Source organism: Streptomyces sp. NPDC005794 (genome assembly GCF_042871445.1).
Classification (GTDB): domain Bacteria; phylum Actinomycetota; class Actinomycetes; order Streptomycetales; family Streptomycetaceae; genus Streptomyces.
This window is the reverse complement of the sequence record NZ_JBIAIN010000029.1, coordinates 1-25,438: the sequence shown is the minus strand read 5'-3', so window position 1 is coordinate 25,438 and position 25,438 is coordinate 1. Positions and strand designations below refer to the sequence as shown.

The 25,438-nt window shown below is 68.2% G+C and carries 22 protein-coding genes; 18 read left to right on the top strand and 4 right to left on the bottom strand.

The window, feature by feature from the left end; genetic code table 11:
• The first annotated feature begins 134 nt into the window (after positions 1-134).
• The 9 genes from eccB (at position 135) to ACFYQ5_RS33085 (ending at position 8,614) form a co-directional block, all read left to right on the top strand.
• Complete coding sequence (gene eccB / locus ACFYQ5_RS33125; RefSeq protein WP_389203005.1) at positions 135-1,667, top strand: type VII secretion protein EccB; 1,533 nt, start codon at positions 135-137, stop codon at positions 1,665-1,667.
• Positions 1,668-1,678: 11 nt separating this feature from the next.
• A complete protein-coding gene (gene mycP / locus ACFYQ5_RS33120) occupies positions 1,679-2,926 on the top strand; it encodes a type VII secretion-associated serine protease mycosin (protein WP_389203004.1) in 1,248 nt (415 codons plus the stop codon).
• A gap of 147 nt (positions 2,927-3,073) precedes the next feature.
• Complete coding sequence (locus ACFYQ5_RS33115; protein WP_389203002.1) at positions 3,074-3,529, top strand: hypothetical protein; 456 nt, start codon at positions 3,074-3,076, stop codon at positions 3,527-3,529.
• The gene (locus ACFYQ5_RS33110; RefSeq protein ID WP_389203000.1) at positions 3,529-5,226 is read left to right on the top strand and encodes a hypothetical protein; all 1,698 of its coding nucleotides are present in this window, start codon (positions 3,529-3,531) and stop codon (positions 5,224-5,226) included. The genes ACFYQ5_RS33115 and ACFYQ5_RS33110 overlap by 1 nt, the downstream gene beginning before the upstream one ends.
• Positions 5,227-5,251: 25 nt before the next feature.
• Positions 5,252-6,505: a S8 family serine peptidase gene (locus tag ACFYQ5_RS33105; RefSeq protein WP_389202999.1), complete on the top strand. Its 1,254-nt coding sequence runs from the start codon at positions 5,252-5,254 to the stop codon at positions 6,503-6,505.
• Between the two features lie 77 nt (positions 6,506-6,582).
• On the top strand, positions 6,583-6,957 hold the full coding sequence (locus ACFYQ5_RS33100) for a WXG100 family type VII secretion target (protein WP_389202997.1): 375 nt from the start codon (positions 6,583-6,585) through the stop codon (positions 6,955-6,957).
• A 62-nt stretch (positions 6,958-7,019) separates the two neighbouring features.
• The gene (locus ACFYQ5_RS33095) at positions 7,020-7,319 is read left to right on the top strand and encodes a WXG100 family type VII secretion target (protein WP_389202995.1); all 300 of its coding nucleotides are present in this window, start codon (positions 7,020-7,022) and stop codon (positions 7,317-7,319) included.
• Between the two features lie 255 nt (positions 7,320-7,574).
• The gene (locus tag ACFYQ5_RS33090) at positions 7,575-8,426 is read left to right on the top strand and encodes a helix-turn-helix domain-containing protein (RefSeq protein ID WP_389202993.1); all 852 of its coding nucleotides are present in this window, start codon (positions 7,575-7,577) and stop codon (positions 8,424-8,426) included.
• A complete protein-coding gene (locus ACFYQ5_RS33085) occupies positions 8,423-8,614 on the top strand; it encodes a DUF397 domain-containing protein (protein WP_389202991.1) in 192 nt (63 codons plus the stop codon). The genes ACFYQ5_RS33090 and ACFYQ5_RS33085 overlap by 4 nt, the downstream gene beginning before the upstream one ends.
• Before the next feature lie 57 nt (positions 8,615-8,671).
• On the opposite strand, the gene ACFYQ5_RS33080 is transcribed toward ACFYQ5_RS33085, so the two are convergent.
• Positions 8,672-8,959, bottom strand: coding sequence for a hypothetical protein (locus ACFYQ5_RS33080; RefSeq protein ID WP_389202989.1), 288 nt, complete (start codon positions 8,957-8,959; stop codon positions 8,672-8,674).
• A 199-nt stretch (positions 8,960-9,158) separates the two neighbouring features.
• On the bottom strand, positions 9,159-13,127 hold the full coding sequence (eccCa, locus tag ACFYQ5_RS33075; protein ID WP_389202986.1) for a type VII secretion protein EccCa: 3,969 nt from the start codon (positions 13,125-13,127) through the stop codon (positions 9,159-9,161).
• Positions 13,128-13,372: 245 nt separating this feature from the next.
• Here eccCa and eccD point away from each other — a divergent pair, with 245 nt between their 5' ends.
• The 6 genes from eccD to ACFYQ5_RS33045 all read left to right on the top strand — a co-directional run bounded on the left by eccD (position 13,373) and on the right by ACFYQ5_RS33045 (position 20,444).
• Positions 13,373-14,875, top strand: a complete 1,503-nt coding sequence (gene eccD, locus ACFYQ5_RS33070) for a type VII secretion integral membrane protein EccD (protein WP_389203082.1) — start codon at positions 13,373-13,375, stop codon at positions 14,873-14,875.
• 176 nt (positions 14,876-15,051) lie between these two features.
• Positions 15,052-15,342, top strand: a complete 291-nt coding sequence (gene rpsO, locus ACFYQ5_RS33065; protein WP_003965855.1) for a 30S ribosomal protein S15 — start codon at positions 15,052-15,054, stop codon at positions 15,340-15,342.
• 271 nt (positions 15,343-15,613) lie between these two features.
• A complete protein-coding gene (locus tag ACFYQ5_RS33060; RefSeq protein WP_267080089.1) occupies positions 15,614-17,827 on the top strand; it encodes a polyribonucleotide nucleotidyltransferase in 2,214 nt (737 codons plus the stop codon).
• The gene (locus ACFYQ5_RS33055) at positions 17,824-19,203 is read left to right on the top strand and encodes a M16 family metallopeptidase (protein ID WP_389202984.1); all 1,380 of its coding nucleotides are present in this window, start codon (positions 17,824-17,826) and stop codon (positions 19,201-19,203) included. The genes ACFYQ5_RS33060 and ACFYQ5_RS33055 overlap by 4 nt, the downstream gene beginning before the upstream one ends.
• Before the next feature lie 21 nt (positions 19,204-19,224).
• Positions 19,225-19,977: a 4-hydroxy-tetrahydrodipicolinate reductase gene (dapB, locus tag ACFYQ5_RS33050; protein WP_389202983.1), complete on the top strand. Its 753-nt coding sequence runs from the start codon at positions 19,225-19,227 to the stop codon at positions 19,975-19,977.
• A 14-nt stretch (positions 19,978-19,991) separates the two neighbouring features.
• Positions 19,992-20,444, top strand: coding sequence for a hypothetical protein (locus tag ACFYQ5_RS33045; RefSeq protein ID WP_389202981.1), 453 nt, complete (start codon positions 19,992-19,994; stop codon positions 20,442-20,444).
• A 56-nt stretch (positions 20,445-20,500) separates the two neighbouring features.
• On the opposite strand, the gene ACFYQ5_RS33040 is transcribed toward ACFYQ5_RS33045, so the two are convergent.
• Positions 20,501-21,052, bottom strand: a complete 552-nt coding sequence (locus ACFYQ5_RS33040) for a hypothetical protein (RefSeq protein ID WP_389202979.1) — start codon at positions 21,050-21,052, stop codon at positions 20,501-20,503.
• 93 nt (positions 21,053-21,145) lie between these two features.
• The gene (locus tag ACFYQ5_RS33035) at positions 21,146-21,385 is read right to left on the bottom strand and encodes a hypothetical protein (protein WP_389202978.1); all 240 of its coding nucleotides are present in this window, start codon (positions 21,383-21,385) and stop codon (positions 21,146-21,148) included.
• Positions 21,386-21,560: 175 nt separating this feature from the next.
• Between ACFYQ5_RS33035 and thyX the strand changes: the two genes are divergently transcribed.
• From thyX to ACFYQ5_RS33020, 3 genes are all read left to right on the top strand, one after another.
• Positions 21,561-22,298, top strand: coding sequence for an FAD-dependent thymidylate synthase (gene thyX / locus ACFYQ5_RS33030; RefSeq protein ID WP_389202977.1), 738 nt, complete (start codon positions 21,561-21,563; stop codon positions 22,296-22,298).
• A gap of 151 nt (positions 22,299-22,449) precedes the next feature.
• Entirely contained in the window at positions 22,450-23,349 is a 900-nt protein-coding gene (gene dapA, locus ACFYQ5_RS33025) for a 4-hydroxy-tetrahydrodipicolinate synthase (RefSeq protein WP_389202975.1), read from the top strand.
• A gap of 130 nt (positions 23,350-23,479) precedes the next feature.
• Positions 23,480-25,165, top strand: a complete 1,686-nt coding sequence (locus tag ACFYQ5_RS33020) for a ribonuclease J (protein WP_389202973.1) — start codon at positions 23,480-23,482, stop codon at positions 25,163-25,165.
• The last annotated feature ends 273 nt before the right edge of the window (positions 25,166-25,438 follow it).

Below are 25,438 nucleotides of genomic sequence, written 5' to 3'. Positions count from 1 at the left end.
TGATCGGGCGATCACCCTACCTGAGCGGTGAGAGCCAAGTGCCAACAGGCATAGTAGGGGGCCCGGTCGGGGGCACCGGCCCACGGAGGGTGTGGGAACCTGGTCGCCCACTGGGGAGAAGGGGCAGCGCGCACATGGCATCACGGCGGGACGAACTCAATGCCTACACCTTCGCGAAGCGGAGGTTGGTCGCACAGTTCCTGCAGCCCCACCCTTCCGGCTCGGAAGAGGGTGCCCCGCGCCCCCTGCGAGCGGTGGTGCCGGGAGCGATCGTCGGTGTCGTGGTCCTAGCGGTGTTCGGGGCATGGGGGATGTTCAAGCCCGTCGCCCCCCAGAAGTGGGACACCCCGTACGAGAACGTCATCATCGCCAGCAAATCCACCACCCGGTACGTGGTGTTGAAGACCGACGGCAAGAAGCAGCTCCACCCGGTGCTGAACATGTCGAGCGCCAAACTCCTCCTCGCCCCCGACAAGGGCAAGGTCATCAACGTCGACGAGTCGGTCCTCGACAACGGCAAGATCACGCACGGGGCGACCCTCGGCATCCCGTACGCCCCCGACCGCCTGCCTGACAAGAAGGAAGCCGGGTCCGCGAAGCGCTGGGCGGTCTGCGAGCGGCCCGGCGAGGGCGGCAGGGCCATCCAGAAGGCGGCGTTCGTCTTCGCGGAGCGCGAGCAGGGCAAGACCGAGGGCACGGGCAAGCTGCGGGGCGGCGAGCTGATGTACGTCGAGGGCCCCGGCCCGGACCGGATCCGCTACATCGTCGACGCCACCGGCACCGCGTACGCGGTGAAGAGCGACGAGCTGCTGCTGCGCACCCTGGTCGGCCAGGGCCGCGACCCCCAGCGGGTGTCCGCCGACTGGCTGGCCACCTTCCACAAGGGGGACGAGGTCACCTTCCCGGCCATCGAGGGAACTCCGGGCATGGCCGCGGGAGTTCCGGGCGGGCTGTCGGCCGAGGACAACAAGGTGGGCATGGTCCTCGCGGCGACCTCCGGCACCAGGACCCAGCAGTACGTGGTCCTGCCCGGCAAGGTCGCCCCGGTCACCGACTTCGTCGCCAAGCTCCTGCTCAGCAGCCGGGACCTGGTCACCCTCGGCCAGGACGGCAAGGCGCAGTCCGTCAGCGCCGGTGCGTTCGAGCCCGGCGAGGCGTTCGGGCGGGAGAAGGACTGGCCCGCGAGCGAGCCGAATCCCGTCAACTCCGCTGCTACGGGGGACGGGAGCCGTAACACCGTGTGCAACGTCCTGCGCGGAGTCTCGGACAAGGGCGGCGCCAGCACGCTCAGCACCTGGGCCGGCACCGCCTTCCCCGCGACGCTCCCCACCGGCTCCAGCAGCGCCTACGTGACCCCCGGATCAGGCCAGCTCTTCCGGCAGTTCAAGGGATCGAGCCCCGACGCGGGCCCCCTCTTCCTGGTGACGGACACCGGCCTGCGCTATGCCATGCAGTCCAACGGCGACAGCGTGCAGGACGACTCCGGCATCGGTGAGTCCGGCACCAAGGAGGAGCGGGAGCAGGCGCAGCAGGAGGCCCAGCAGGCGCAGAACCGCCTCGGGTACAAGGACGTCGACCCCGCCCCCGTGCCCGCCGTCTGGTCGGCCTTCCTGCCGACGGGCCCCCGCCTGTCGACCGGTGCCGCCCGCCAGCCGCAGGGCTCGTGAGGAGCGACCACGTGACCACGCACCCCTCCGGCCGCCGGCGCCTGCTGACGGCCACGGCCGCCACCGCCGTGCTCCTCGTCACCCTGCCGGTGCTGCCGGCGGCCGCGGACGACTCCACCCAGTGCACCTTCCCGGCGAAGAAGTACGCGGGCCGCCCCTGGGCGCTGCAGCGCGTGCTGATGGACGAGCTGTGGGAGCAGTCCACGGGCAAGGGCGTACGGGTCGCCGTCATCGACACCGGCGTCGATGTGAAGAACCCCCAGCTCACCAAGGCCGTGGATGCCGGGAGCGGTCGCAACTACCTACCGAAGGACCTCAAGGACGACAACGGCGGGAAGATCGAGCGCGGCAAGGAGAACGGCACCACCGACGTGGTCGGCCACGGCACCAAGGTCGCCGGCATCATCGCCGCACGCGCGGCCAAGGGCACCGGCTTCACGGGCCTGGCACCCGACGCCACGATCATCCCGATCCAGCAGAACGACGCCGAGGGCCACGGGACCGCCGAGACGCTGGCCGAGGCCATCAACTACGCGGTCGGCCAGGGCAAGGCGGATGTCATCAACATCTCGCAGGACACGGCCGACGCGGTGAAGCCGGCCCCCGAACTCAAGCAGGCCGTGGACGCCGCCCTGGCTCAGGACGTCGTGGTCGTCGCCTCGGCAGGCAACGACGGACTGGGCGGAAACGTCAAGGAGACCTACCCGGCCTCGTTCCCGGGCGTTCTGGCCGTCGCCTCCTCGGACCGCAACAACGAACGGGCGGCCTTCTCGCAGTCCGGCGAGTTCGTGGGCGTCGCGGCCCCCGGCGTGGACATGATCTCCACGGTGCCCGGCGGCGGACACTGCTCGGACAACGGAACCAGCTTCTCCGCCCCGTACGTCGCAGGGGTGGCGGCGCTCATCAAGGCCAAGCACAAGGACTGGACGCAGGAGCAGATCGTCGCCCAGATCGAGCAGACGGCCGAGCGCTCGATCGCGGGGCACGACCGCCTGGTCGGCTGGGGTGTCGTCGACCCGGTGCGCGCACTGACCGAGGACGACAAGCCGATCGAGAAGCCGGTGGCACACGAGGGTGTCAGCAAGGGCGAGGCACCGGTGCCGGCCGCTCTCCACCTGGGCGAGACCGCCGACGAACGCAACGCCCGGCTCGCGACGTACGTCGTGGTGGGCGGGGGAGTCCTGGTGGCCGCCATCGCGGGGGCGGCGGTGGCCGTACGCGACCGTCGGCGCCGGCTCGGACGGCCGGGCGGCGTGTGACGCCGGAGAAGTTACGTGACGGACAAGACAGTTGGCCCTGTCAGTGCCATTGGCTACAGTGATGTTATGGGGTCAGTGCTGTTCACGCGGGTGCGATAGCAACGCGAAACAGACTGAGCAAACGGGGAAACGGGGAAGGGCAGCGACGTGGCCGAGGGAAAAGGGGATCTCCGGAAGGGCGTAGGCGCCCTGGAGGAGTTCCAGAAGAAAGTGAACGCGTTGCTGGCGGAACTCGAGAGCTCGCCGGCGGGCAGGTCCAAGGTCGCGGAACAGACGGTGTCGCGTAATGCGTTTAGCGGCCACAACACCACTTTCGCGGAAGCGGACGGGCTGTACGCCCAGTACAACCGCGTTCACGATTCCCTCGTCACCCTCTCGAAGTCCCTGGGCGAACAGATCGAATACCTGAGCCTCGGGGTGCACGCGGCGGCCGTCGGCTTCGACAACGTGGATGACGACACACGGCGCCGCTTCTACGAGATCCAGGCGCACCTGGACGCGGAGCATGAGAAGGCGGAGCGCGCGGGTAAGCCGGCCACGCCTGAGCAGCCGCGCTCCGACAGTAAGAACGGCTCTGCCTACGACGACTTGGGTGACAGCTGATGAGTGACGAGAAGCAGCCGGAGTTGACTCCTGCGGAACAGCGGCAGGAGGACCAGGAACGCGTCACGGGACAGATCGTCGTCACGGACGTCACCCGCCAGATGATGCAGGTCCTGGAGTCATTCGGCTTCGGGCGCGTCGGCCCCGGCGGGCGTACGTCCTTCGAGGGCCACGACCTCAACGCGATGATCGACCTGATCGAGAACTCCAAGCCGGAGCACCTCGAGGAAGCGGGCAAAGCGCTCCTGAAGGCGCGTTCCTCGATGGAGACGGCGGCGGGCGAGCTCGAAGGCTTCATCAAAGGTGTCGACTGGGAAGGCGAATCCGGAACAGCTTTCAGCGAATGGGGCAAGGGTCTGGTCGCCCATGCGCGGAAGCTGGGTGCTTTCGCCGAGGTGGCGGGCACCCAGATCACCGTCGCAGGCACGGGTCTCGCCTCGGTCCGCAACTCCCTCCCGAAGCGCGACACCCGCCTGGTCCGCAAGACGCCCGACGAGGTCGAGACTCCGAAGCGGGTCGAGGGAAACGCGGAGTACGAGGCGGCGCTGAAGGTCGAGAAGGACCGCCAGGAGGCCATCAACCAGGCCAACCGGCTGGCTTCGTACTACGCGGTCTCGGAGGAACTACTGGCGTCGCAGGAGCCGCCACGGTTCGAGAAGAAGCTCGATGTGGCGATGCCGCGACCCCAGGGGCATTGGCTGGAAACTGAGCGGCCAGGCTCCATGTCGTCAGGGGACTCTGCGTCGTCGGGCAGCGTGGACTCCGGAAACGTCCCGCACCACGCAGTGGTCGGCAGCCCCGGTACCTCGGCGAGCGGCCAAGGCTTCCCGACGCCAGTGCCGGTGGCGCCTATTCCAGAGAGGGGCGTCTCGACGGAGATCGACAGCGTCGCCACCGCACCGCCCCCGGCGACCTCTCACGTCACAACACCTCCTCCCGCGCAGACCACAGGCCCGTCGGTAACGGGTCCGGGCCTGACTCCTCCCGTGACGAACAGCTTCCTGAACCCCATGACCAATGGTTCACGAAACCCTCAGGCGCAGACGGGCGCGGCCAGAACGGTGGGTCAGCCAGCGGGCGGTACCCGCTCAGGTGGCGGCTCGACGGCAAACGGCCAGACCACCGGTCCTCAGGCGGGACGCTCTGGTCCCATGAACGGAGGCACGTCCTCCGCACGTGGGGTCACTGGTCCGCAGTCCCCGACCGCTGGTCGATCCGGCGTCACGGGTGGCAGGCCGACCTCAGTAGGCCATGCAGGCACGTCCGGAACTTCCGCCCCACGTGCAGGCCGAGGAGGCATCGTCGGGGGCACGCCTCAGCGCTCCGCGCCCGGGGCGACCGGAGGCACACGGGGTGCCCCACGCGGCACGGTCATCGGTGCCGGGGGAGCAGCACGGCCGGGAAGTCCGGTCGGCGGCGTCGGACAGCGCGGCGTAGTCGGTAACGGAGGCGCCGGGCGGGGTACCCCCAGTACCAACGGCGTCGTCGGCACCCCCCGTGGAGGGCCCGCACGGCCCGGGACAGGCGCGAAGGGCTTCACCGCAGGCGGCGCGGGCCTCGTGCGCGGCCCGGCAGCCCGCAAGGACTCCCGAGACGAGGACGAGGACGACGGCACGCCCCGTCCGGACTACCTGACCGAAGACAGAGAGACGTGGGAAGCCGGCCGTCGTGGAGTCGCACCGCCGGTGATCGAGTAGGTAGACGGAAGGTTCGGAAGTCGGGATGACAGCAGGAATGAGCCAGACCCGGAAGCGCCCTATGCCTCTTGGATCGAGAGGGCGCGTGTTCGGCACCATGGTTTTGGCCGGTGCACTGAGCGCGGGATTTACGGGGACTGCATCCGCAGATGTGGACGCGCAGTCGAAGCAGTGGTACCTGGCACCCATGCATGCCGAAGAGATGTGGAAGACGACCACAGGCAAAGGCATCAAAGTTGCTGTCATCGACACCGGCGTCAACCCTGAGGCGCCTTCCCTGAAGGGGCAGGTGCTCAAAGGATTCGACGCCACCGGGGCCAGTGGCGATGAATTCGACGACTACGCCGGCCACGGCACCACCATGGCCGAATTGATTGCTGGGACGGGGGACGGTGGAGGGCTGAAAGGCCTTGCCCCGGACGCGAAGATCATTCCGTTTAGGGTCGCCGGCGCTGATTGGGAGACCAAGGAATCTTTGAACTCTCTCGATACTGCAGATGCGATTCGGTCGGCTGCTGATAGCGATGCAAAGATCATCAGTATGTCGTTCGGTAATGACTTCAAACTGGATCAGGAAATTGAAGCTGTAAAATACGCGGAGAGCAAGGGGAAGCTGTTTTTTGCCGCAGTCGGCAATGAGGGCAGCAAGGGAAACAAACCCACTTATCCGGCAGCATATCCAGAAGTCGTCGGTGTTGCGGCCACGGACCCGCAAGGCAAAGCTTCAGAGTATTCGCAGCATGGTGACTTCGTAGACATTGCTGCCCCCGGTGACGGTATTCCAACGTGGTGTGACTCGAAGTTCCAGGGCTACTGCGAGTCAGAAGGCGGAACCAGCCAGGCCACCGCCATCACTTCGGCCGCCGCAGCCCTGATCTGGTCCGCCCACCCCGACTGGACAGCCAACCAGGTGCTCAACGTTCTCTTCGACACCGCCGGACGCGGTGACTGGGAAAAGGGCACCCTCAGCAACTACCTCGGCCACGGCATCATTCGCCCGGCGGTCAACATCCTGAAGGACAAGGGAACGCCTGGCGCCCCGGACATCAGCCCTCTCACCAAGGAGAAGACGTCCGGCTCCACAGCCTCGCCTGCCGCATCCGCATCAGCTTCGTCACAGCCTGAGAAGGAGGAGACGGCTGAGGACGCCGCCATGGCAGGCTCCAGCACGGAGAAGAACGACGACAGTCAACTTGGCCTGATCTTCAGCGGAGTGGCCGTAGTACTCGTACTTGGCGTCGGCGGTTTCCTGATCGCCCGCAAGCGCAGGACCGCCTGACTGACCGCAGTTCCTCTTATGTATCCCCCGGCGGTGACGCCGGACCGAACAAGAGCACCAGGAAGGAAGCCAGCACCATGGCAGATCAGAAGCTTTCAGATGACGCGCTCATCAAGATCGAGAGCGAGCTCACCACGCGATTCGAATCCGTGAGGGGCCAGATCAAGACACTGCAGGGGACGATCGACAGCCTGGAAGGCGCTTGGAAGGGCATTGGCGCCACCGCCTTCAACAGCAAGCAGGATGACATCAACCGGAGGATGGGCAACATCGCCGTCCGGATGGCTAACTTCCAGGAAGCTATCAAGGCGGCCCGCGTCATCTCGGGCAACACCGAAGACGAGATCAAGGCAGCCCTCCAGGGCGTCGACGTAGTGGACGGATACTCGGCCGGCGCGGAGGCCAAGACCGCGGCCATCACCCCTCCGCCCTCGAGTTTCAACTCCTACTGAGCCTTGGGTATCCGTACCACGTACGGACCATCACATCGAACTAGACTGAACTGGAGGACCGTATGCCGACCAACGACGGCACGATGGTTGTCACTTACTCGAGCCTGGAGCAGGCCGCTGGTGACATCGACCGGCAGAGCAGGCAGCTTCAGGAGGACCTCGCGGCGATCAAGCGAGTGGTTGCCAGTGCCTCCGAACTCTGGGTGGGCGAGGCCAAGACGGCGTACGACGCGGCGCAGGCCGGTTGGGACCGTGACGCCACGGCGATTCAGACGGCTCTGACCGAGATCTCCCGCAAGGTGCGCGACGCAGGCGTGGCCTACCAGGGCGGCGACAAGCGGGCGCGGGCCAACTTCGAGTAGGCCTCGACAGAGAACCAACGGGTCAGGGTGGGCACGCACGGGAGGTGCCCACCCTGACCCTTTGTCGTGCTGGGGTGAATCCCACGTGACCGCAGGTCTACAGGGTCCGCGCTGATACAGAATCCGTTGTAGTGGTTGACCGCGTGGACTGGGTGGGTCGCTGCCCGTGACCACAGGGGGCGTCGGCGTTGTACCGGGCAGCACGGTCGGGTTCAGCACCGAGCGGGCACGGGCACGGAAAGGTGGACGGTGGCTATGCGGGCGGACAACGGGGCCGGGGACGCGGCCAACAACGAGCCGGAGTTGTCGGACAGCCTCAAGACCTTCGGGGCGGTACTGAAGGCGCTACGGGACGAAGCGAGGCTCACACAGGAGCAGTTCGCGCCGCTGGTGCAGTACTCGGCGGCGTACATCGCCAAGATCGAGCAGGGGAGGCGATTCCCGCCGAGGGACTTGCTGGACCGCTCGGAGGAGGCGCTGGGGGCTCCGGCTGCGCGGGTGTTGACGGCGGCGGCGAGGAGTCTTACGCGGAAGGTGGGGCTGGCCTCGTGGTTCCGGCAGTGGGCCGGGATCGAGGAGGAAGCGATCACGCTGTACGCCTACGAGTGCCGCGCGATCCCGGGGTTGTTGCAGCCGGAGGCGTATATCCGGGCGATCTTCGAGCGACGGCTGCCGCCCTTGTCCGGTGAACAGATCGAGCACCAGGTCGTCGCCCGGCTGGAGCGGCAGCAACTCCTGGCCGACAGGCCGAACACAGCGTTCAGTTTTGTTCTCGAGCAGGCCCTGCTGGAGAGGCACATGGGCGGGCCTGACGTCATCCGTCAACTGTTGGACCATCTGCTCGAGCAGAGCATGCGGCGAAACGTCGAGATCCAGGTAATGCCCCTGCGCCAGTACGAGCACGCTGGGATCGATGGCCTGATGTACCTGGCCGAGACCCGGCAGCACGAGTGGGTCGGATACTCCGAGGGCCAGCAGTCAAGCATTCTCATCACGTCCCCCAAAGACGTGAGCGCCATGCTCCAGCGCTATGGCAAGCTGCGCTCGCAGGCCCTCGGCCGCGAAGCCACGGTAAGCCTGCTGGAGCAGATGCGAGGAGCACTATGAGCACCACAGAGCCGGCCTGGTTCAAGAGCAGCTACAGCGGCAGCTCCGGCGACAACTGCGTCGAAGTGGCGGCGCACCACGCGACGGTCCTCATCCGGGACTCGAAATATGCGCAGAAGCGGCCATTGAACGTGTCCCGGGGTGCCTGGTCGGCATTCACCGTGCTCGCAGCCGGCTCACAGGTTTGAACGAAGGTGGCGGGGCGGCCTCTTGACCTGTGTTGGCCGCCCTGCCCACGACCACGACTACTCCTTCAGAAGCGTCCACCACCAGGCGATGCTGGCGATCGGCAGAGGCTGGTCGGCCTCCCGCTCCTGGAACGGGGAGGTGGCGCTGCCGGCCGGGAGGTCGGCGGGGTTGTCCGGGTTGACGTACCGGTTGGTGGTGAGGGACCAGTCGTAGTCGGCGCGGATCCAGGAGTCGCAGTCCGTGATCCACCTGCAGAGCTCGGGCCCGGCGTCGCGCAGGATCTGGTCGCGGAGGCGCAGGTGCAGGGCCATGGCGCAGGTGTGCATCATGGCGGTCTCGCTCACCGCCTCGGCGAGGGTGCGCTTCTGCGCAAGGCCGGAATCAGTGTGGACACGGACGAGCCAGTCCAGGTCAGTACGTCGTGACGCCGGAACCTATTCTGCTTGCCGCTCGCACCCGCACACCGAAACGGGCGGCGACAGTGGCGCGAATGCGCCCGCTGTCACCGCCCGCCCCGATACGAGGTGACGTGCCCTACGCGCCCTACCGCTGTGCGTCCATGAGCCCGGTCTGCACCAGCGGATTCCCGCGGCGCCGGGTGACGAAGACCCCGCGCCCCGGGGGCATCGGGCGCGGCCGGACGTTGCCGAGCACGTCGCCCTCGACGGGGTCGCCCGACAGCATCACGCCCTGCGCCCCCAGTTCCAGGATGCGCTGCATGAAGGGCTCGTACAGCGCCCGGCCCGCCCCCGCCGTGCTGCGGGCGATGATGAACCGCACGCCCACGTCGCGGGAGAACGGGAGCATCTCCGTGAGCTTGGCCAGCGGGTTCCCGCTGGACGTCGAGACCAGGTCGTAGTCGTCGACGACCACGTAGACCATGGGGCCGCTCCACCAGCTGCGTTCACGCAGCTCCTGCGCCGTGACGTCCGGCGAGGGCGTACGGCGCTTCATCAAGTCGTACAGCGCGTCGGCGTGGTGCTCCATGTTGTTGGACATGGGCACGTACTCCGCGAGGTGCGTCGCGGGTGTGACGTCCAGGAGCGCTCGCCGGTTGTCGATGACGAAGAACTTGGCGGCGTTCCCGTCGTACCTCTCGGTCAGCTGCTTGATGAGCAGACGCAGCAGGTTGGACTTGCCGGACTCGCTCTCACCGAACACCAGGAAGAACGGGTCCCGCTCGAAGTCGAGGAAGACCGGCTCCAGGTTGTTCTCGTCGATACCGAACGCGATGCCCCGCTCCGGCTGCGCGTAACCCGCGGGCAGCTCGTGGGCCGGGAGTTCGCGGGGCAGCAGCCGGACCGCCGGGGCGGGCGCCGCGGTCCAGTGCCGGGCGACCTCCTGGTTCATGGCCGCCGTGGCCTCGGAGAGGTCGCTGTCGGAGTTGATGCCGTCGATCCGCGGTACCGCGGCCATGAAGTGCAGCTTCTCCGGCGTGAGACCGCGCCCGGGTACGCCGGCGGGCACGTTGACCGCGGCCTTGCGGTCCAGTTCGGAGTCCATGACGTCACCGAGGCGCAGTTCGAGCCGGTTCATCAGGTGGTCCTTGAGGTTGGCCCGGACCTCCATGGAACGCGACGCCGTGACGATCAGGTGGATGCCGTAGCCGAGACCGCGCTGCGCGATGTCCACGGCCGCCGATTCCAGGGCCTCGTAGTCCGTCCGGAAGTTGCCCCAGCCGTCGACGAGCAGGAAGACGTCACCCCACGGCTGGTCCGTCGCCGAAATCTCGCCACGTGCCCGCAGCCTGCGGAAGGTCGCGATGGAGTCGATGCCCGCGCTGCGGAAGTACTCCTCGCGGCGCGCCATGATCCCGTACACCTCGGCGACCGTACGACGCACCCGCTCGGGGTCGAGCCGGGACGCGACCCCTCCGACATGGGGGAGACCGGAGATCGAGGACAGGCCGCCACCACCGAAGTCGAGCCCGTAGAACTGGACCTCCTGCGGAGTGTGGGTGAGCGCGAAGCCCGCGATGAGCGTGCGCAGCAGTGTGGACTTGCCCGACTGCGGGCCGCCGGTGATCTGCATGTGGCCGGCCGCGCCGGAGAAGTCCCGGTAGAGCGTGTCGCGGCGCTGCTCGTACGGCTTGTCGACCACACCCAGCGGCACGACGAGACGTCCCGCGCCCTCGAAACCCGGCTGCGTCAGTCCGCGTCCCTCGACCGCGGAGAGCCCCGGCAGGAGCTCGTCCAGCGACGGCGGGTTGTCCAGCGGCGGCAGCCACACCTGGTGTGCGGAGGCGCCCCGGCCCTCCAGCCGGCGCACGATCACGTCGAGCACCGTGTCGGCCAGGGCATCGTCCTCGGGCGTGCGCGCATCGGGCACACCGGGCTGCGCCGTCGGCTGTACGTAGCGCACCGGCACGGGAGCCGCGGTGAACACCACGGGCCTGCGGTCCACCGGCAGCGGGCCGGAGGACGCGGCCGGCCGGGCTCCCGAGCGGTACACCCCGGAGACGTACGCCGCCTTGAAGCGCACCATCTCGTCCGTGCCGTACTTCAGATAGCCCGAACCGGGGACGTTGGGCAGGTGGTAGGCGTCGGGCACGCCCAGCGCGGCCCGGGACTCGCCCGCGGAGAACGTACGCAGACCGATCCGGTACGAAAGATAGGTCTCCAGGCCGCGCAGCCGCCCCTCCTCGAGGCGCTGCGAGGCCAGCAGCAGATGGACGCCCAGCGAACGGCCGATGCGGCCGATCTGCACGAACATCTCGATGAAGTCCGGCTTGGCCGTGAGCAGCTCGCTGAACTCGTCGATGACCAGGACGAGCGAGGGAATGGGCTGCAACGGGGCGCCCGCGGCCCGTGCCTTCTCGTAGTCGTGGATGTTGGCGTAGTTGCCCGCGTCGCGCAGCATCTCCTGACGGCGGTTGAGCTCGCCGCTGATGGAGTCGCCCATGCGGTCGACCAGCGTCAGGTCGTCCGCGAGGTTGGTGATCACCGCGGCCACGTGGGGCATCTGCGCCATACCGGCGAAGGTGGCACCACCCTTGAAGTCGGCGAGGACGAAGTTCAGCGTCTCCGAGGTGTGGGTGACGGCAAGACCCAGCACGAGCGTGCGGAGCAGCTCGGACTTACCGGAACCGGTGGCGCCGACACACAGACCGTGCGGCCCCATGCCCTCCTGCGCCGCCTCCTTGAGGTCAAGCATCACCGGGGCGCCGTCCTCGCCCACGCCGATCGGGACCCGGAGCCGCTCCGCCTGGGAGCGGGCCCGCCAGGTCCGGCTGACGTCGACCGAGGCCGCGTCACCGAGATTCAGCAGATCGGTGAACTCGAGATTGGCGAGCAGCGGTTCGTCGTCGTCCCCGCCCGAGGCCACGTGGAGCGGCGCCAGCTGCCGCGCCAGCGCTTCCGCGGCCTCATGGCTCAGCAGGTCGGGAAGACCGTCGTACACCAGACCGTGCCCCGACTCCAGTTGCAGCGAGTGGGGGTCGACCACGATGGAGAGACCGCCGCGTGCTCCGTTGACCTGGCCCGTGACGATCTCGACGACCGTCACGCCCTGAAGGCCCTCGGTCGAAGCGAGCGCGGACGTCGCCGGTACGGACTCGCCGTCGAGCACGACGACGACGTGCGGCTGGTCGAGGATCGGCTGACCGCCCGGCTGGAAGCGAGGCCGGCCCTCGAGGCGGCCCGCGAGCATCTCCTCGAGCTCCACGACACTCGTGCTGATCAGCCGACGGCTTCCGGCGCCGTCGATCGAACCCGGTGTCTGGACGTGCGGGAGCCACTTCGTCCACTCCCAGCGCGGCGCGGCGTCACGGCTGGTCGCGACGGCGATGACCAGGTCCTCGGGGGAGTGCAGCGAGGCGAGGGATCCGACCATCGCGCGGGCCGTGGCACGCGCGGATTCCGCCTCACCACTGATCGTCAGGTGGTAGAAGGCGCGGAGCGAGACCGCCATCGGCAGTCCGTCCAGCGTGCTGTGGGTCGTCAGGAACTGCTGCATCGCACCGGCGGTCAGCGGCTCCAGCTCATCGACCGGCGCGGTGTCGGGCGCGACGAGCGGCGTGGCGAGCTCCTGGCTGCCGAGGCCGATGCGTACGTGCGCGAAGTCGGCGTCCCCGACACGGCGCTCCCACAGCCTGCTGCCCTCGGCGACGAGCGCCCACAGCTGCTCCGGGGACGGGTGGAGATAGAACTGTGCGTCCCGCTGCTGACGGGCGGTCCGCAGCACAGCGCGCCGGGTCTGCGTCAGATACTTCAGATAGTCGCGCCGCATGTCCGCGAGCTGACCCTGGGTGCCGCGACGGAAGCGGATGATCATCGCGATGGCCATCGCGACCGTCGACGCAATCATGATCATGCCCATGATCCGCATGATCGGGTTCGGCGTCATGAAGAAGAAGACGACGGAGCCACCCATGCCGAGCATCGGCAGCAGCTGCATCATCACCCCCTCCTGCTGCCCGCGGGGCAATTCGGGCGGAGGTTGCAACTGCACCTGCTCGCCCGGAACTTCGGAGGGGAGGGCCCGCGGTGGGCGCTTGACGACAATCTGGCTCACAGCTCACCAATTCCCTTGCCGGACGGAACTGTTCCTATCGGCGCCCCCGTGGCGACGGGCTCCGTCCGCGGGAGGATCCTACTGGCGTACCCGGTGACCCGAGGGCGGTAGGGTGTCGCGACGCGTGTACGCATCCGCTAACTACCGCAAAAAAACGGGTCATTCGGGACGCAGTCGGAGCCCGTGATCCAGGGTGCGTTTTTCAGGAGATCCAGGAGAAGCATGAGGGGGAGCAGCACGTGACTATGACGGCCCAAACGGCGGCTACCGGATCCGGGCGGCCGGGTCCCGGAGTTCCGGCCGGCAACGGAACCGGCTTCTGCCGGGTCACGGTCGTCGCGCCCGACAGCCGCGTCGACGTGGCGCTGCCCGAGGACATTCCCGTCGCCGACCTCTACCCGGAGATCCTCCGGCTGTCGGGACAGAGCCCCGCCCCGGGCGCCCCGGTCGGATATCACCTGGTGCGCCGTGACGGCACCGTCCTCGACAGCGGGCGCACGCTGGCCGGCCTGCGCATCCTCGACGGCGAGCTGCTGTCCCTGCGGCCCTTCTCGGAGTCGCTGCCCCCCGCCGTCTTCGACGACGTCTCCGACGCCGTCGCCACGGCCGTCGCCCGGGACCGCACCCTCTGGGGCGACAGCCTCATGCGCTCGGCCGGGCTCTTCGGCGGCTCGGTCCTGCTGGTACTGCTCGGCTTCGTGCTGTGGACCTCCGACGTCCGGCACGACATGCACGGCCTGCCGGGCATCCTGGCCGCCGTCACCGCCCTGCTCCTCCTCGCGCTCGCCTGCGTACGCGCGCGTGTCTACGCGGACCGCGGTTCGTCCATCGCGCTGGGGATCGGCGCACTCGCCAACACCGCCGTCGCCGGGGCGGGGCTCCTGCCGCTCGGCGCGGGCCAGGGCATCGGCAGGCTCCAGTTCCTGCTCGCCTGCGCCGCCGTGCTGGTGGCCTCGGTGATCCTCATGATCGCCGCCCCCGAAGGCGACGGGACGTTCGTCGCGTTCGTGTTCGCCTCCGGCATCGGCGTACTGGTGACCTTCGTCGCGATCATGACCGGCATGGAGCCGGCCGAGACCGCGGCCGTGTGCGCACCCCTCTCGGTAGGACTCCTCGCCTTCCTGCCAGGGCTCTCCACCCGCTTCGCCCGTCTCCCGATCGGCTTCGAGCCGCCCCGCACCACCGTCGGTGACTACGGGACGTCCGACCCGGCACCGCAGGGCCCGGTCGACGCCGAGCGCATCACCGCCCAGGCGCGGCGCGGTCACGAACTGCTCGTCGGCCTCGTCGGCGGATGCGCGCTCATGGCTGTGGGAGCCGCGGCGGTGCTCGGCTTCTCGGACAGCGTCTGGGGTCAGCTACTGGCGCTCACCACCGGCGTCGCGATGCTGATGCGCGCCCACCTGTTCCGCTACACGGCCCAGGTCGGCTGCGCCCTGGGCGCCGGCCTCGCCGCACTCGTGCTCCTCGGCCTCGGACTGTCGCTCAACCCCCCGACCGCCCTCATCCGGGAGGCGCTCGGCGGGGACACCGCAGGTCTCGACATCCGTACGATCTGGCTGACCGCCGCGGTCGCCGGAGTCGCCGCGCTGATCACCGCCATCGGGCTGATCGTGCCGCGCAAGGGGGTCACCCCCTTCTGGGGGCGCTTCCTGGAGATCGCCGAGGCCTGCGTACTCCTGACACTGCTGCCGCTGTGCCTCGCCGTTTTCGACGTCTACCACTCGATCCGGGCACTCACCAGCTGACACCTGTCGGGGGTACTCCGAAGGACTGGTACTCTGACCAGTGGCCGTTTGTGTACGCGTCCCCGGATCATCCTGGGGACTGCGCTCATCGGACCTTCGCCTCCGAGTCATGGAAGCTCCCCTGAGATCAAGACCAGGGGCACTCGTGGGCGCATCGAACATCAAGAGGAGTACGCGTGCCGCTCGACGCCGCTACGAAGAAGCAGATCATGTCCGAGTTCGCCCAGAAGGAGGGTGACACCGGATCCCCCGAGGTCCAGGTCGCCATGCTCTCCCGCCGGATCTCGGACCTGACGGAGCACCTCAAGACGCACAAGCACGACCACCACTCCCGTCGTGGTCTGCTGATCCTGGTCGGCCAGCGTCGCCGCCTCCTTCAGTACCTGGCCAAGAAGGACATCCAGCGCTTCCGTGCGCTCGTCGACCGCCTCGGCATCCGCCGCGGTGCGGCCGGCGGCGCCAAGTAAGAACGCTGTGAGAGGGAGCGGCACCCCGAGTCCAGGGGGCCGCTCCCTTTGCTGTACGTGCGTGACCGGGGTCAGGCTCAGTAACCTGGACGCACAACAACAGAACGAGGAGAGGCGCCCCACGGCCGCCGCCGGTCCTCGGTAGTGGCCCCCGGGACAATGCCCGGGAGCTTCGATCGAAGACCGGCCCGCACACACGGTGCGCTTCTCCGCACCGTCCTCCGTCACACGGGCGGCAGGACGAAAGACGACGAGTATGGAGAAATCACTAGTGGAGAACGAGACCCACTACGCCGAAGCCGTGATCGACAACGGTACTTTCGGCACCCGCACCATCCGCTTCGAGACGGGCCGCCTGGCCAAGCAGGCCGCCGGCTCCGCCGTCGCGTACCTGGACGACGACACCATGGTGCTGTCGGCCACCACCGCTTCCAAGCGGCCCAAGGACCAGCTCGACTTCTTCCCCCTCACGGTGGACGTCGAGGAGCGGCAGTACGCGGCCGGCAAGATCCCCGGCTCCTTCTTCCGTCGTGAGGGCCGGCCCTCCGAGGACGCGATCCTCACCTGCCGCCTGATCGACCGCCCGCTGCGCCCCTCCTTCAAGAAGGGCCTGCGCAACGAGATCCAGATCGTCGAGACGATCATGGCGCTCAACCCCGACCACCTGTACGACGTGGTCGCGATCAACGCCGCCTCCGCTTCCACGATCCTGGCGGGCCTGCCCTTCTCCGGCCCCATCGGCGCCACCCGCGTCGCCCTGATCAAGGGCCAGTGGGTCGCCTTCCCGACGCACACCGAGCTCGAGGACGCCGTCTTCGACATGGTCGTCGCCGGTCGCGTCCTCGAGGACGGCGACGTCGCGATCATGATGGTCGAGGCCGAGGCCACCGAGAAGACCATCCAGCTCGTCAAGGACGGCGCCGAGGCCCCGACCGAAGAGGTCGTCGCCGCCGGTCTGGAAGCCGCGAAGCCCTTCATCAAGGCGCTCTGCAAGGCCCAGTCCGACCTCGCCGCCAAGGCCGCCAAGCCCACCGGTGAGTTCCCGGTCTTCCTCGACTACCAGGACGACGTCCTGGAGGCGCTCACCAAGGCCGTCAGCACCGAGCTCGCCAAGGCGCTCACCATCGCCGGCAAGCAGGAGCGCGAGGCGGAGCTGGACCGCATCAAGGAGATCGCCGGCGAGAAGCTGCTCCCGGCCTTCGAGGGCCGCGAGAAGGAGATCTCGGGTGCCTACCGCGCGCTGACCAAGAAGCTGGTCCGCGAGCGCGTCATCAAGGACAAGGTCCGCATCGACGGCCGTGGCGTCACGGACATCCGTACGCTCGCCGCCGAGGTCGAGGCCATCCCGCGCGTGCACGGTTCGGCGCTGTTCGAGCGTGGCGAGACCCAGATCCTGGGCGTCACCACCCTCAACATGCTCCGCATGGAGCAGCAGCTGGACACCCTCTCCCCGGTGACCCGCAAGCGCTACATGCACAACTACAACTTCCCGCCGTACTCCGTCGGTGAGACCGGGCGCGTGGGCTCGCCCAAGCGCCGCGAGATCGGCCACGGCGCGCTCGCCGAGCGCGCCATCGTGCCGGTGCTGCCGTCGCGCGAGGAGTTCCCCTACGCGATCCGCCAGGTCTCCGAGGCGCTGGGCTCCAACGGCTCGACGTCCATGGGCTCGGTCTGCGCCTCCACCATGTCCCTGCTGAACGCCGGTGTGCCCCTCAAGGCCGCCGTCGCCGGTATCGCCATGGGCCTGATCTCGCAGGAGATCGACGGCAAGACCCACTACGTCGCCCTCACCGACATCCTCGGTGCGGAGGACGCCTTCGGCGACATGGACTTCAAGGTCGCCGGCACGAAGCAGTTCGTGACCGCGCTCCAGCTCGACACCAAGCTCGACGGCATCCCCGCCTCGGTCCTGGCCGCCGCGCTGAAGCAGGCCCGTGACGCGCGTCTGCACATCCTGGACGTCATGAACGAGGCCATCGACGTCCCGGACGAGATGTCCCCGAACGCCCCGCGGATCATCACCGTCAAGATCCCGGTGGACAAGATCGGTGAGGTCATCGGCCCCAAGGGCAAGATGATCAACCAGATCCAGGAGGACACCGGCGCCGACATCACGATCGAGGACGACGGCACCATCTACATCGGTGCCCAGCAGGGTTCGCAGGCCGAGGCCGCCCGCGCCACGATCAACGCCATCGCCAACCCGACCATGCCGGAGGTCGGCGAGCGTTACCTGGGTACGGTCGTCAAGACCACCACCTTCGGTGCGTTCGTCTCCCTGATGCCCGGCAAGGACGGTCTGCTGCACATCTCGCAGATCCGCAAGCTCGCCGGTGGCAAGCGCGTGGAGAACGTCGAGGACGTGCTCGGCGTCGGCGCCAAGGTCCAGGTCGAGATCGCGGAGATCGACTCCCGCGGCAAGCTCTCCCTCATCCCCGTCATCGAGGGCGAAGAGGACGAGAAGAAGGACGACACCGACAAGTGACGTCCCGTAGTTCCGTGACGACGGCCCGCACCTCCTCGGAGGCGCGGGCCGTCGCCCGTACCCAAACGCTTCTCAAGGGCAGCAACGGCATCGGTACGGTCCGCCGCACCGTCCTCCCCGGCGGTCTCCGGGTCGTCACCGAGACGCTGCCCTCCGTACGCTCCGCCACCTTCGGGATCTGGGCCAACGTCGGATCACGCGACGAGACGCCCACCCTGAACGGCGCGACGCACTACCTCGAGCACCTCCTCTTCAAGGGCACGGCCAAGCGCAGCGCCCTCGACATCTCGTCCGCGATCGACGCGGTCGGCGGCGAGATGAACGCCTTCACGGCGAAGGAGTACACCTGCTACTACGCGCGGGTCCTGGACACCGATCTGCCGCTGGCCATCGATGTCGTCTGCGACATGCTGACCGGCTCCCTGATCGCCCCCGAGGACGTCGACGCCGAGCGCGGCGTCATCCTCGAGGAGATCGCGATGACGGAGGACGACCCGGGCGACTGCGTGCACGACCTGTTCGCGCACACGATGCTCGGTGACACCCCGCTGGGCCGCCCGGTCCTCGGCACCGTCGACACGATCAACGCGCTGAACCGCGGCCAGATCGCCCGCTTCTACAAGAAGCACTACGACCCCACGCACCTGGTCGTCGCCGCCGCGGGCAACGTCGACCACGCCACGGTCGTACGACAGGTCCGCAAGGCGTTCGAGCGCGCCGGCGCACTGAGCCGCACCGACGCCGTGCCCACGGCACCGCGCGAAGGGTCCCGCACCCTGCGCGCCACGGGCCGCGTCGAACTGCTGAACCGCAAGACCGAGCAGGCCCACGTCGTCCTCGGCATGCCCGGCCTGGCCAGGACGGACGAGCGCCGCTGGGCACTCGGCGTCCTGAACACCGCACTCGGCGGCGGCATGAGCTCCCGCCTCTTCCAGGAGGTACGGGAGAAGCGAGGGCTCGCCTACAGCGTGTACTCGTACACCTCGGGTTTCGCCGACTGCGGGCTCTTCGGCGTGTACGCGGGCTGCCGGCCCAGCCAGGTGCACGACGTCCTCAAGATCTGCCGCGACGAGCTCGACCGCGTGGCGAGCGAGGGCATCGGCGACGAGGAGATCGGCCGCGCCGTCGGCCAGCTCGCCGGTTCCACCGTCCTCGGCCTGGAGGACACGGGCGCGCTCATGAACCGCATCGGCAAGAGCGAGCTCTGCTGGGGCGAACAGTTGTCCGTCGATGACATGCTGGCCAAGATCGCGGCGGTCACCCCCGACGAGGTCCGGGCCGTTGCGGCCGATGTCCTCGGACAGCGGCCCTCGCTCTCGGTCATCGGCCCGCTGAAGGACAAGCAGGCGGACCGCCTCCAGGAAGCGGTCTCCTAACCACCAGTAAGGAAAGAGCACATGAGCAAGCTGCGCGTGGCCGTTCTCGGCGCCAAGGGACGCATCGGTTCCGAGGCGGTACGAGCGGTGGAGGCCGCCGACGACATGGAGCTGGTGGCCGCGCTCGGCCGCGGCGACACGCTGGAGACCCTCACGGAGACCGGCGCCCAGGCGGTCGTCGAGCTGACCACACCCGCGTCGGTGATGGACAACCTCGACTTCTGCGTACGGCACGGGATCCACGCGGTCGTCGGCACCACGGGCTGGACCGACGAACGGCTCGCGCAGCTGAACACCTGGCTCTCCGGTTCGCCGGAGACCGGTGTGCTCATCGCGCCGAACTTCTCCATCGGCGCTGTCCTCACGATGAAGTTCGCGGAACAGGCCGCCCGCTACTTCGAGTCCGTCGAGGTCATCGAGCTCCACCACCCCGCCAAGGTGGACGCCCCCTCCGGCACGGCCGCCCGCACCGCCCAGCTCATCGCCGCGGCCCGTGAGAAGGCCGGAGCGGCGCCGCAGCCCGACGCCACCGCCACGGCGCTGGACGGTGCGCGCGGCGCGGACGTCGACGGGATCCCGGTCCACTCGGTCCGGCTCCGCGGCCTCCTCGCCCACCAGGAGGTCCTGCTCGGCAGTGAGGGCGAGACCCTCACCATCCGCCACGACTCCCTGCACCACAGCAGCTTCATGCCGGGCATCCTGCTCGGCACCCGCCGCGTGGTGACCACTCCCGGCCTCACGTTCGGCCTGGAACACTTCCTCGACCTGAACTGACTGGGCCCACCCCCATGCGCGCAAAGCTCACCTACGTCGTCACCGCTGCCGTCCTGGTCTTCTACTTCGTCCTGGCCGGCAGCCGGGGCCTCCTGCTCATCCGGCACGGCACGCTGCTCACGGTCACCTTCGGCGTGGCGGTGCTGATCCTGCCGGTGATCGGGATCTGGTTCCTCTGGAAGAACACCCAGTTCGTCCGCAGGGCCAACGCCCTGGCCGCCGAACTGGACGCCGAAGGCGGCCTCCCCGTCGACGAGCTGGTGCGTACCCCTTCCGGGCGTATCGACCGCGACTCCGCCGACGCCGTGTTCGCACGGCGCCGTGAGGAGACCGAGGACAGCCCGGACGACTGGCGCTGCTGGTTCCGGCTGGCGGTCGCCTACCAGGACGCGAGGGACACCCCACGCGCCCGTAAGGCGATGCAGCGTGCCATCGCCCTGCACACGAACAAGCCGGTACGCGCCTGAGCGGCGCCGTACCGGCTTGTGCGGTGTCCTGCTCCGCGGGAGACCCCGCGCCCGTCTCAGTCGGTGCGGTACTCGTCGCCCCAGGCCTCGATCGAGTCAGTGGCGCGCTCGAACGCCTCCGCGCGGGCCAGGAAGTCCCCGTTGTGGTCCGTGACCAGCGGCGCCAACGGCCCGCCGCTCTTGCGCACCACCATCAGAGCCTGTCCCTGGACGGTGCGCGGGAGACCGAGCCACTTCACCGGCTGCTGCACCGTACGGACCGCGGCGGCGTCCTGCCACCGCACAGTGGTCGTACGGAAGAAGCCCACCCGGCGCACGCCGTGCCGGCTCACCCAGGCGCCCACCCGCAGCAGCCGCAGCGCGGCGGCGATCACTCCGGCGGCGAGCACGAAACACGCGGTGGCACCGGACAGTGATCCGGCGAACGTGATGATCATCGCGGCGAGCAGCACGAAGGATGCCAGAAGCAACAGGGTGGCTGCCGCCGCGACCCGCCACGGGCCGGGGCGGTAGGGCCGCCGCCAGCCGTCGTGGTCGTCGAACGGCAGCGCGATGTCCGCTGCGTCCGCATCGAATGCGCGGTCGGCCGTCAGGAAGGGCAGGGGCACGACTGATCCTCACTCACAAGCACGCTCGATTGCTGTGCCCGGTGAGGCTACCGAGCAGCCCCCCGGTCGACCACCCCAGGGGGCCCGTACGGGTCAGCGGCGCTGTGAAGCCTCGGACGTCTGGCTGTGGGACGGCGACCGGTCGGTGTCGAGAGCGGGCAGGCCGAGGAGCAGCGACCCGGCGAAGCCGGCGACCAGCGTCAGACCTACGAGGCAATGAGCGGCCAGCTGTGAGCGACTGGCGCGTCGGCGGGGCGGGGGAGTGACATTACTGCGGAACCGGTCGGCCTCGGCAACGAACGAGAACGGGACGGATTCACGCCGGCGGAACATGAGGAAGATCTCCTTGAACTCTGTGACGGGTGCTGCTAATGAGTCAGACGTACGAGAGGTCCGATCGGTGCCCCGAATCGCCGAACCCGTCCAAAATTTCCCGCTGACGGACGCCGTCCCCGAGGCCCGTAGAGTGGACGCCGCCCGAGCGACGCCATTGGAAGGACCCCCGCCGGTGACCGACACCCCCGAGCCCACGAAAGCCCACTTCCGCAGCGATGTCACCGTTGACCTGGTGAAGTCGGCGGCCAGTGACTCCGACGTGCTGTTCGCAGCCCGTGTGTCCACGGCCGGGGAGCAGTCCCTGGAGGAGGTCACCAAGGACCCCGAGCGCTCCAAGGGCCTCATCAACTACCTGATGCGGGACCGGCACGGCAGCCCGTTCGAGCACAACTCGATGACCTTCTTCATCAGCGCCCCGATCTTCGTCTTCCGCGAGTTCATGCGGCACCGCGTGGGCTGGTCGTACAACGAGGAATCGGGCCGCTACAGGGAGCTCGAGCCGGTCTTCTACGTCCCGGGGGAGTCCCGCAAGCTCATCCAGCAGGGCCGCCCCGGCAAGTACGAATTCGTCGAGGGGACCCCGGAGCAGCACGAGCTCACGAGCCGCGCCATGGAGGACTCGTACCGGCAGGCGTACGACGCCTACCAGGAGATGCTCGCCGCCGGGGTGGCCCGGGAGGTCGCCCGCGCGGTGCTCCCCGTCGGCCTGTTCTCCACGATGTACGCCACCTGTAACGCCCGCTCGCTCATGCACTTCCTCGGCCTGCGCACGCAGCACGAGCTGGCCAAGGTGCCGTCCTTCCCGCAGCGCGAGATCGAGATGGTCGGCGAGCAGATGGAACAGCACTGGCAGACCCTGATGCCGCTCACTCATGCAGCCTTCAACAAAAACGGACGGGTAGCCCCGTAGGAGGTGTCCGTATTGCGGCGTTTCATGAAGTTCATCTAGGCTGATCAAACGGACCCGGCACTGCTTGAACCCCCGAGCAGGCAGTGCCGGGCTCCTCTTCCTCGTCCCCCGAGGGAGCGCGGCGCGTCGAGCAACGAGTAGCGTGTTACCCATGGCTCCGATCTCCACTCCGCAGACCCCCTTCGGGAGGGTCCTCACCGCTATGGTCACGCCCTTCACGGCGGACGGCGCACTCGATCTCGACGGCGCCCAGCGGCTCGCCGCCCATCTGGTGGACGCAGGCAATGACGGCCTGATCATCAACGGCACCACGGGCGAGTCCCCGACCACCAGCGACGCGGAGAAAGACCAGCTCGTACGGGCTGTGCTGGAAGCCGTAGGCGACCGGGCCCACGTCATCGCGGGCGTCGGCACCAATGACACCCGGCACAGCATCGAGCTGGCCCGTACCGCCGAGCGCACCGGCGCCCACGGCCTCCTCGCCGTCACGCCGTACTACAACAAGCCGCCGCAGGAGGGCCTCCTCCGGCACTTCAACGCCATCGCGGACTCCACCGGACTGCCGGTGATGCTGTACGACATTCCCGGCCGCAGCGGTGTGCCGATCGACACAGAGACGCTCGTACGACTCGCCGAGCACCCCAGGATCGTCGCCAACAAGGACGCCAAGGGAGACCTGGGCCGCTCCAGCTGGGCCATCGCCCAGTCCGGCCTCGCCTGGTACTCCGGCGACGACATGCTCAACCTCCCGCTGCTCTCGGTCGGCGCAGTCGGCTTCGTCTCCGTCGTCGGCCATGTCGTCACCCCGGAGTTGCGCGCGCTCATCGAGGCGTACCTCGGCGGCGACGTGCAGAAGGCCACGGAGATCCACCAGAAGCTGCTCCCGGTCTTCACCGGGATGTTCCGCACCCAGGGCGTGATCACCACCAAGGCCGCGCTCACCCTGCAGGGCCTGCCCGCCGGTCCGCTGCGCCTCCCTCTGGTGGAACTCACCGCACAGGAGACGGCCCAGCTCAAGATCGATCTGGCCGCCGGTGGGGTACAGCTCTAACCACGGACTTCACAACTGAATACGCGAGGACACTCGCGGCGGAAACACCACCTGACAACAGCAAGTGCACGAATGACATGCGCGCCACGTGCCCTCAGCGGTACGTGGCGCGTGTGGTAAGGAGAGTCTTTTGAGTCATCCGCATCCTGAACTCGGTACCCCGCCGAAGCTCCCCAAGGGCGGCCTGCGGGTCACCCCGCTGGGTGGTCTGGGCGAAATCGGCCGCAACATGACGGTCTTCGAGTACGGCGGCCGTCTACTCATCGTCGACTGCGGTGTGCTCTTCCCCGAGGAGGAGCAGCCCGGCATCGACCTGATCCTGCCGGACTTCACCACGATCCGGGACCGCCTGGACGACGTCGAGGGCATCGTCCTCACGCACGGCCACGAGGACCACATCGGCGGCGTCCCGTATCTGCTCCGGCTGAAGCCGGACATCCCGCTGATCGGCTCCAAGCTGACCCTCGCGCTCATCGAGGCCAAGCTCCAGGAGCACCGGATCCGCCCCTACACCCTTGAGGTGATCGAGGGGCAGCGCGAGCGCATCGGCGTGTTCGACTGCGAGTTCATCGCGGTCAACCACTCCATCCCGGACGCGCTCGCCGTCGCCATCCGTACCCCCGCGGGCCTGGCTGTCGCGACCGGTGACTTCAAGATGGACCAGCTTCCGCTGGACGGCCGTCTCACCGACCTGCACGCGTTCGCCCGGCTGAGCGAGGAGGGCATCGACCTGCTGCTCTCCGACTCGACGAACGCCGAGGTCCCCGGCTTCGTCCCTCCGGAGAAGGACATCTCCAACGTCCTGCGCACCGTCTTCGCCAACGCCCAGAAGCGCATCATCGTGGCCAGCTTCGCCAGCCACGTCCACCGCATCCAGCAGATCCTGGACGCCGCCCACGAGTACGGCCGCCGGGTCGCCTTCGTCGGACGTTCCATGGTCCGCAACATGGGCATCGCCCGTGACCTGGGCTATCTGAAGGTCCCCGCCGGCCTGGTCGTCGACGTCAAGACCCTCGACGACCTGCCCGACGACGAGGTCGTGCTGGTCTGCACGGGCTCCCAGGGCGAGCCGATGGCCGCCCTCTCCCGTATGGCCAACCGTGACCACCAGATCCGGATCGTCCCGGGCGACACGGTGATCCTGGCGTCGTCCCTGATCCCCGGCAACGAGAACGCGGTCTACCGCGTGATCAACGGCCTGACCCGCTGGGGCGCCAACGTCGTCCACAAGGGCAATGCCAAGGTCCATGTCTCGGGCCATGCCTCGGCGGGCGAGCTGTTGTACTTCTACAACATCTGCAAGCCGAAGAATCTGATGCCGGTGCACGGTGAATGGCGCCATCTCAGGGCCAACGCCGAACTGGGTGCGCTGACCGGCGTGCCGAAGGACCACATCGTCATCGCCGAGGACGGCGTCGTCGTCGACCTCGTCGACGGCAAGGCGAAGATCGTCGGCAAGGTCCAGGCCGGCTACGTGTACGTCGACGGGCTCTCGGTCGGCGACGTCACCGAGACGTCCCTGAAGGACCGGCGCATCCTCGGCGACGAGGGGATCATCTCGGTCTTCATCGTGGTCGACAGCTCGTCCGGCAAGATCGTGGGCGGCCCGCACATCCAGGCGCGCGGCTCCGGCATCGACGACGGTGCGTTCACCGCGGTGGTGCCCAAGGTCGAGGACGCCCTGAACAAGTCGGCGCAGGACGGCGTGATGGAGCCGCACCAGCTCCAGCAGCTGGTCCGGCGCACCGTCGGCAAGTGGGTTTCGGACACCTACCGCCGGCGTCCGATGATCCTTCCGGTCGTCGTCGAGGTCTGACCCCGACGGCCACCGTCAGGCCATCAACCTGGAGCGGGGCGCCTCGATTTGCATCGAGGCGCCCCGCTCCAGTAGGTTTGCGATTCCGCCTGAACGGGAAGCACCCCGCGCACCTGTGTGCCGGGAGCGCCCCGCGAAGAGCCGGGAAATTCGACTCAGAACTTCTGATAAAGTCGGATCAGCCGAAAGGCAAAGACCACTCCATGGGTCGCTGGAATCAAATTCGGACCGGAAACGGAACGAAAAAGAGTCTGGTAAAGTTGGAACCGCCGG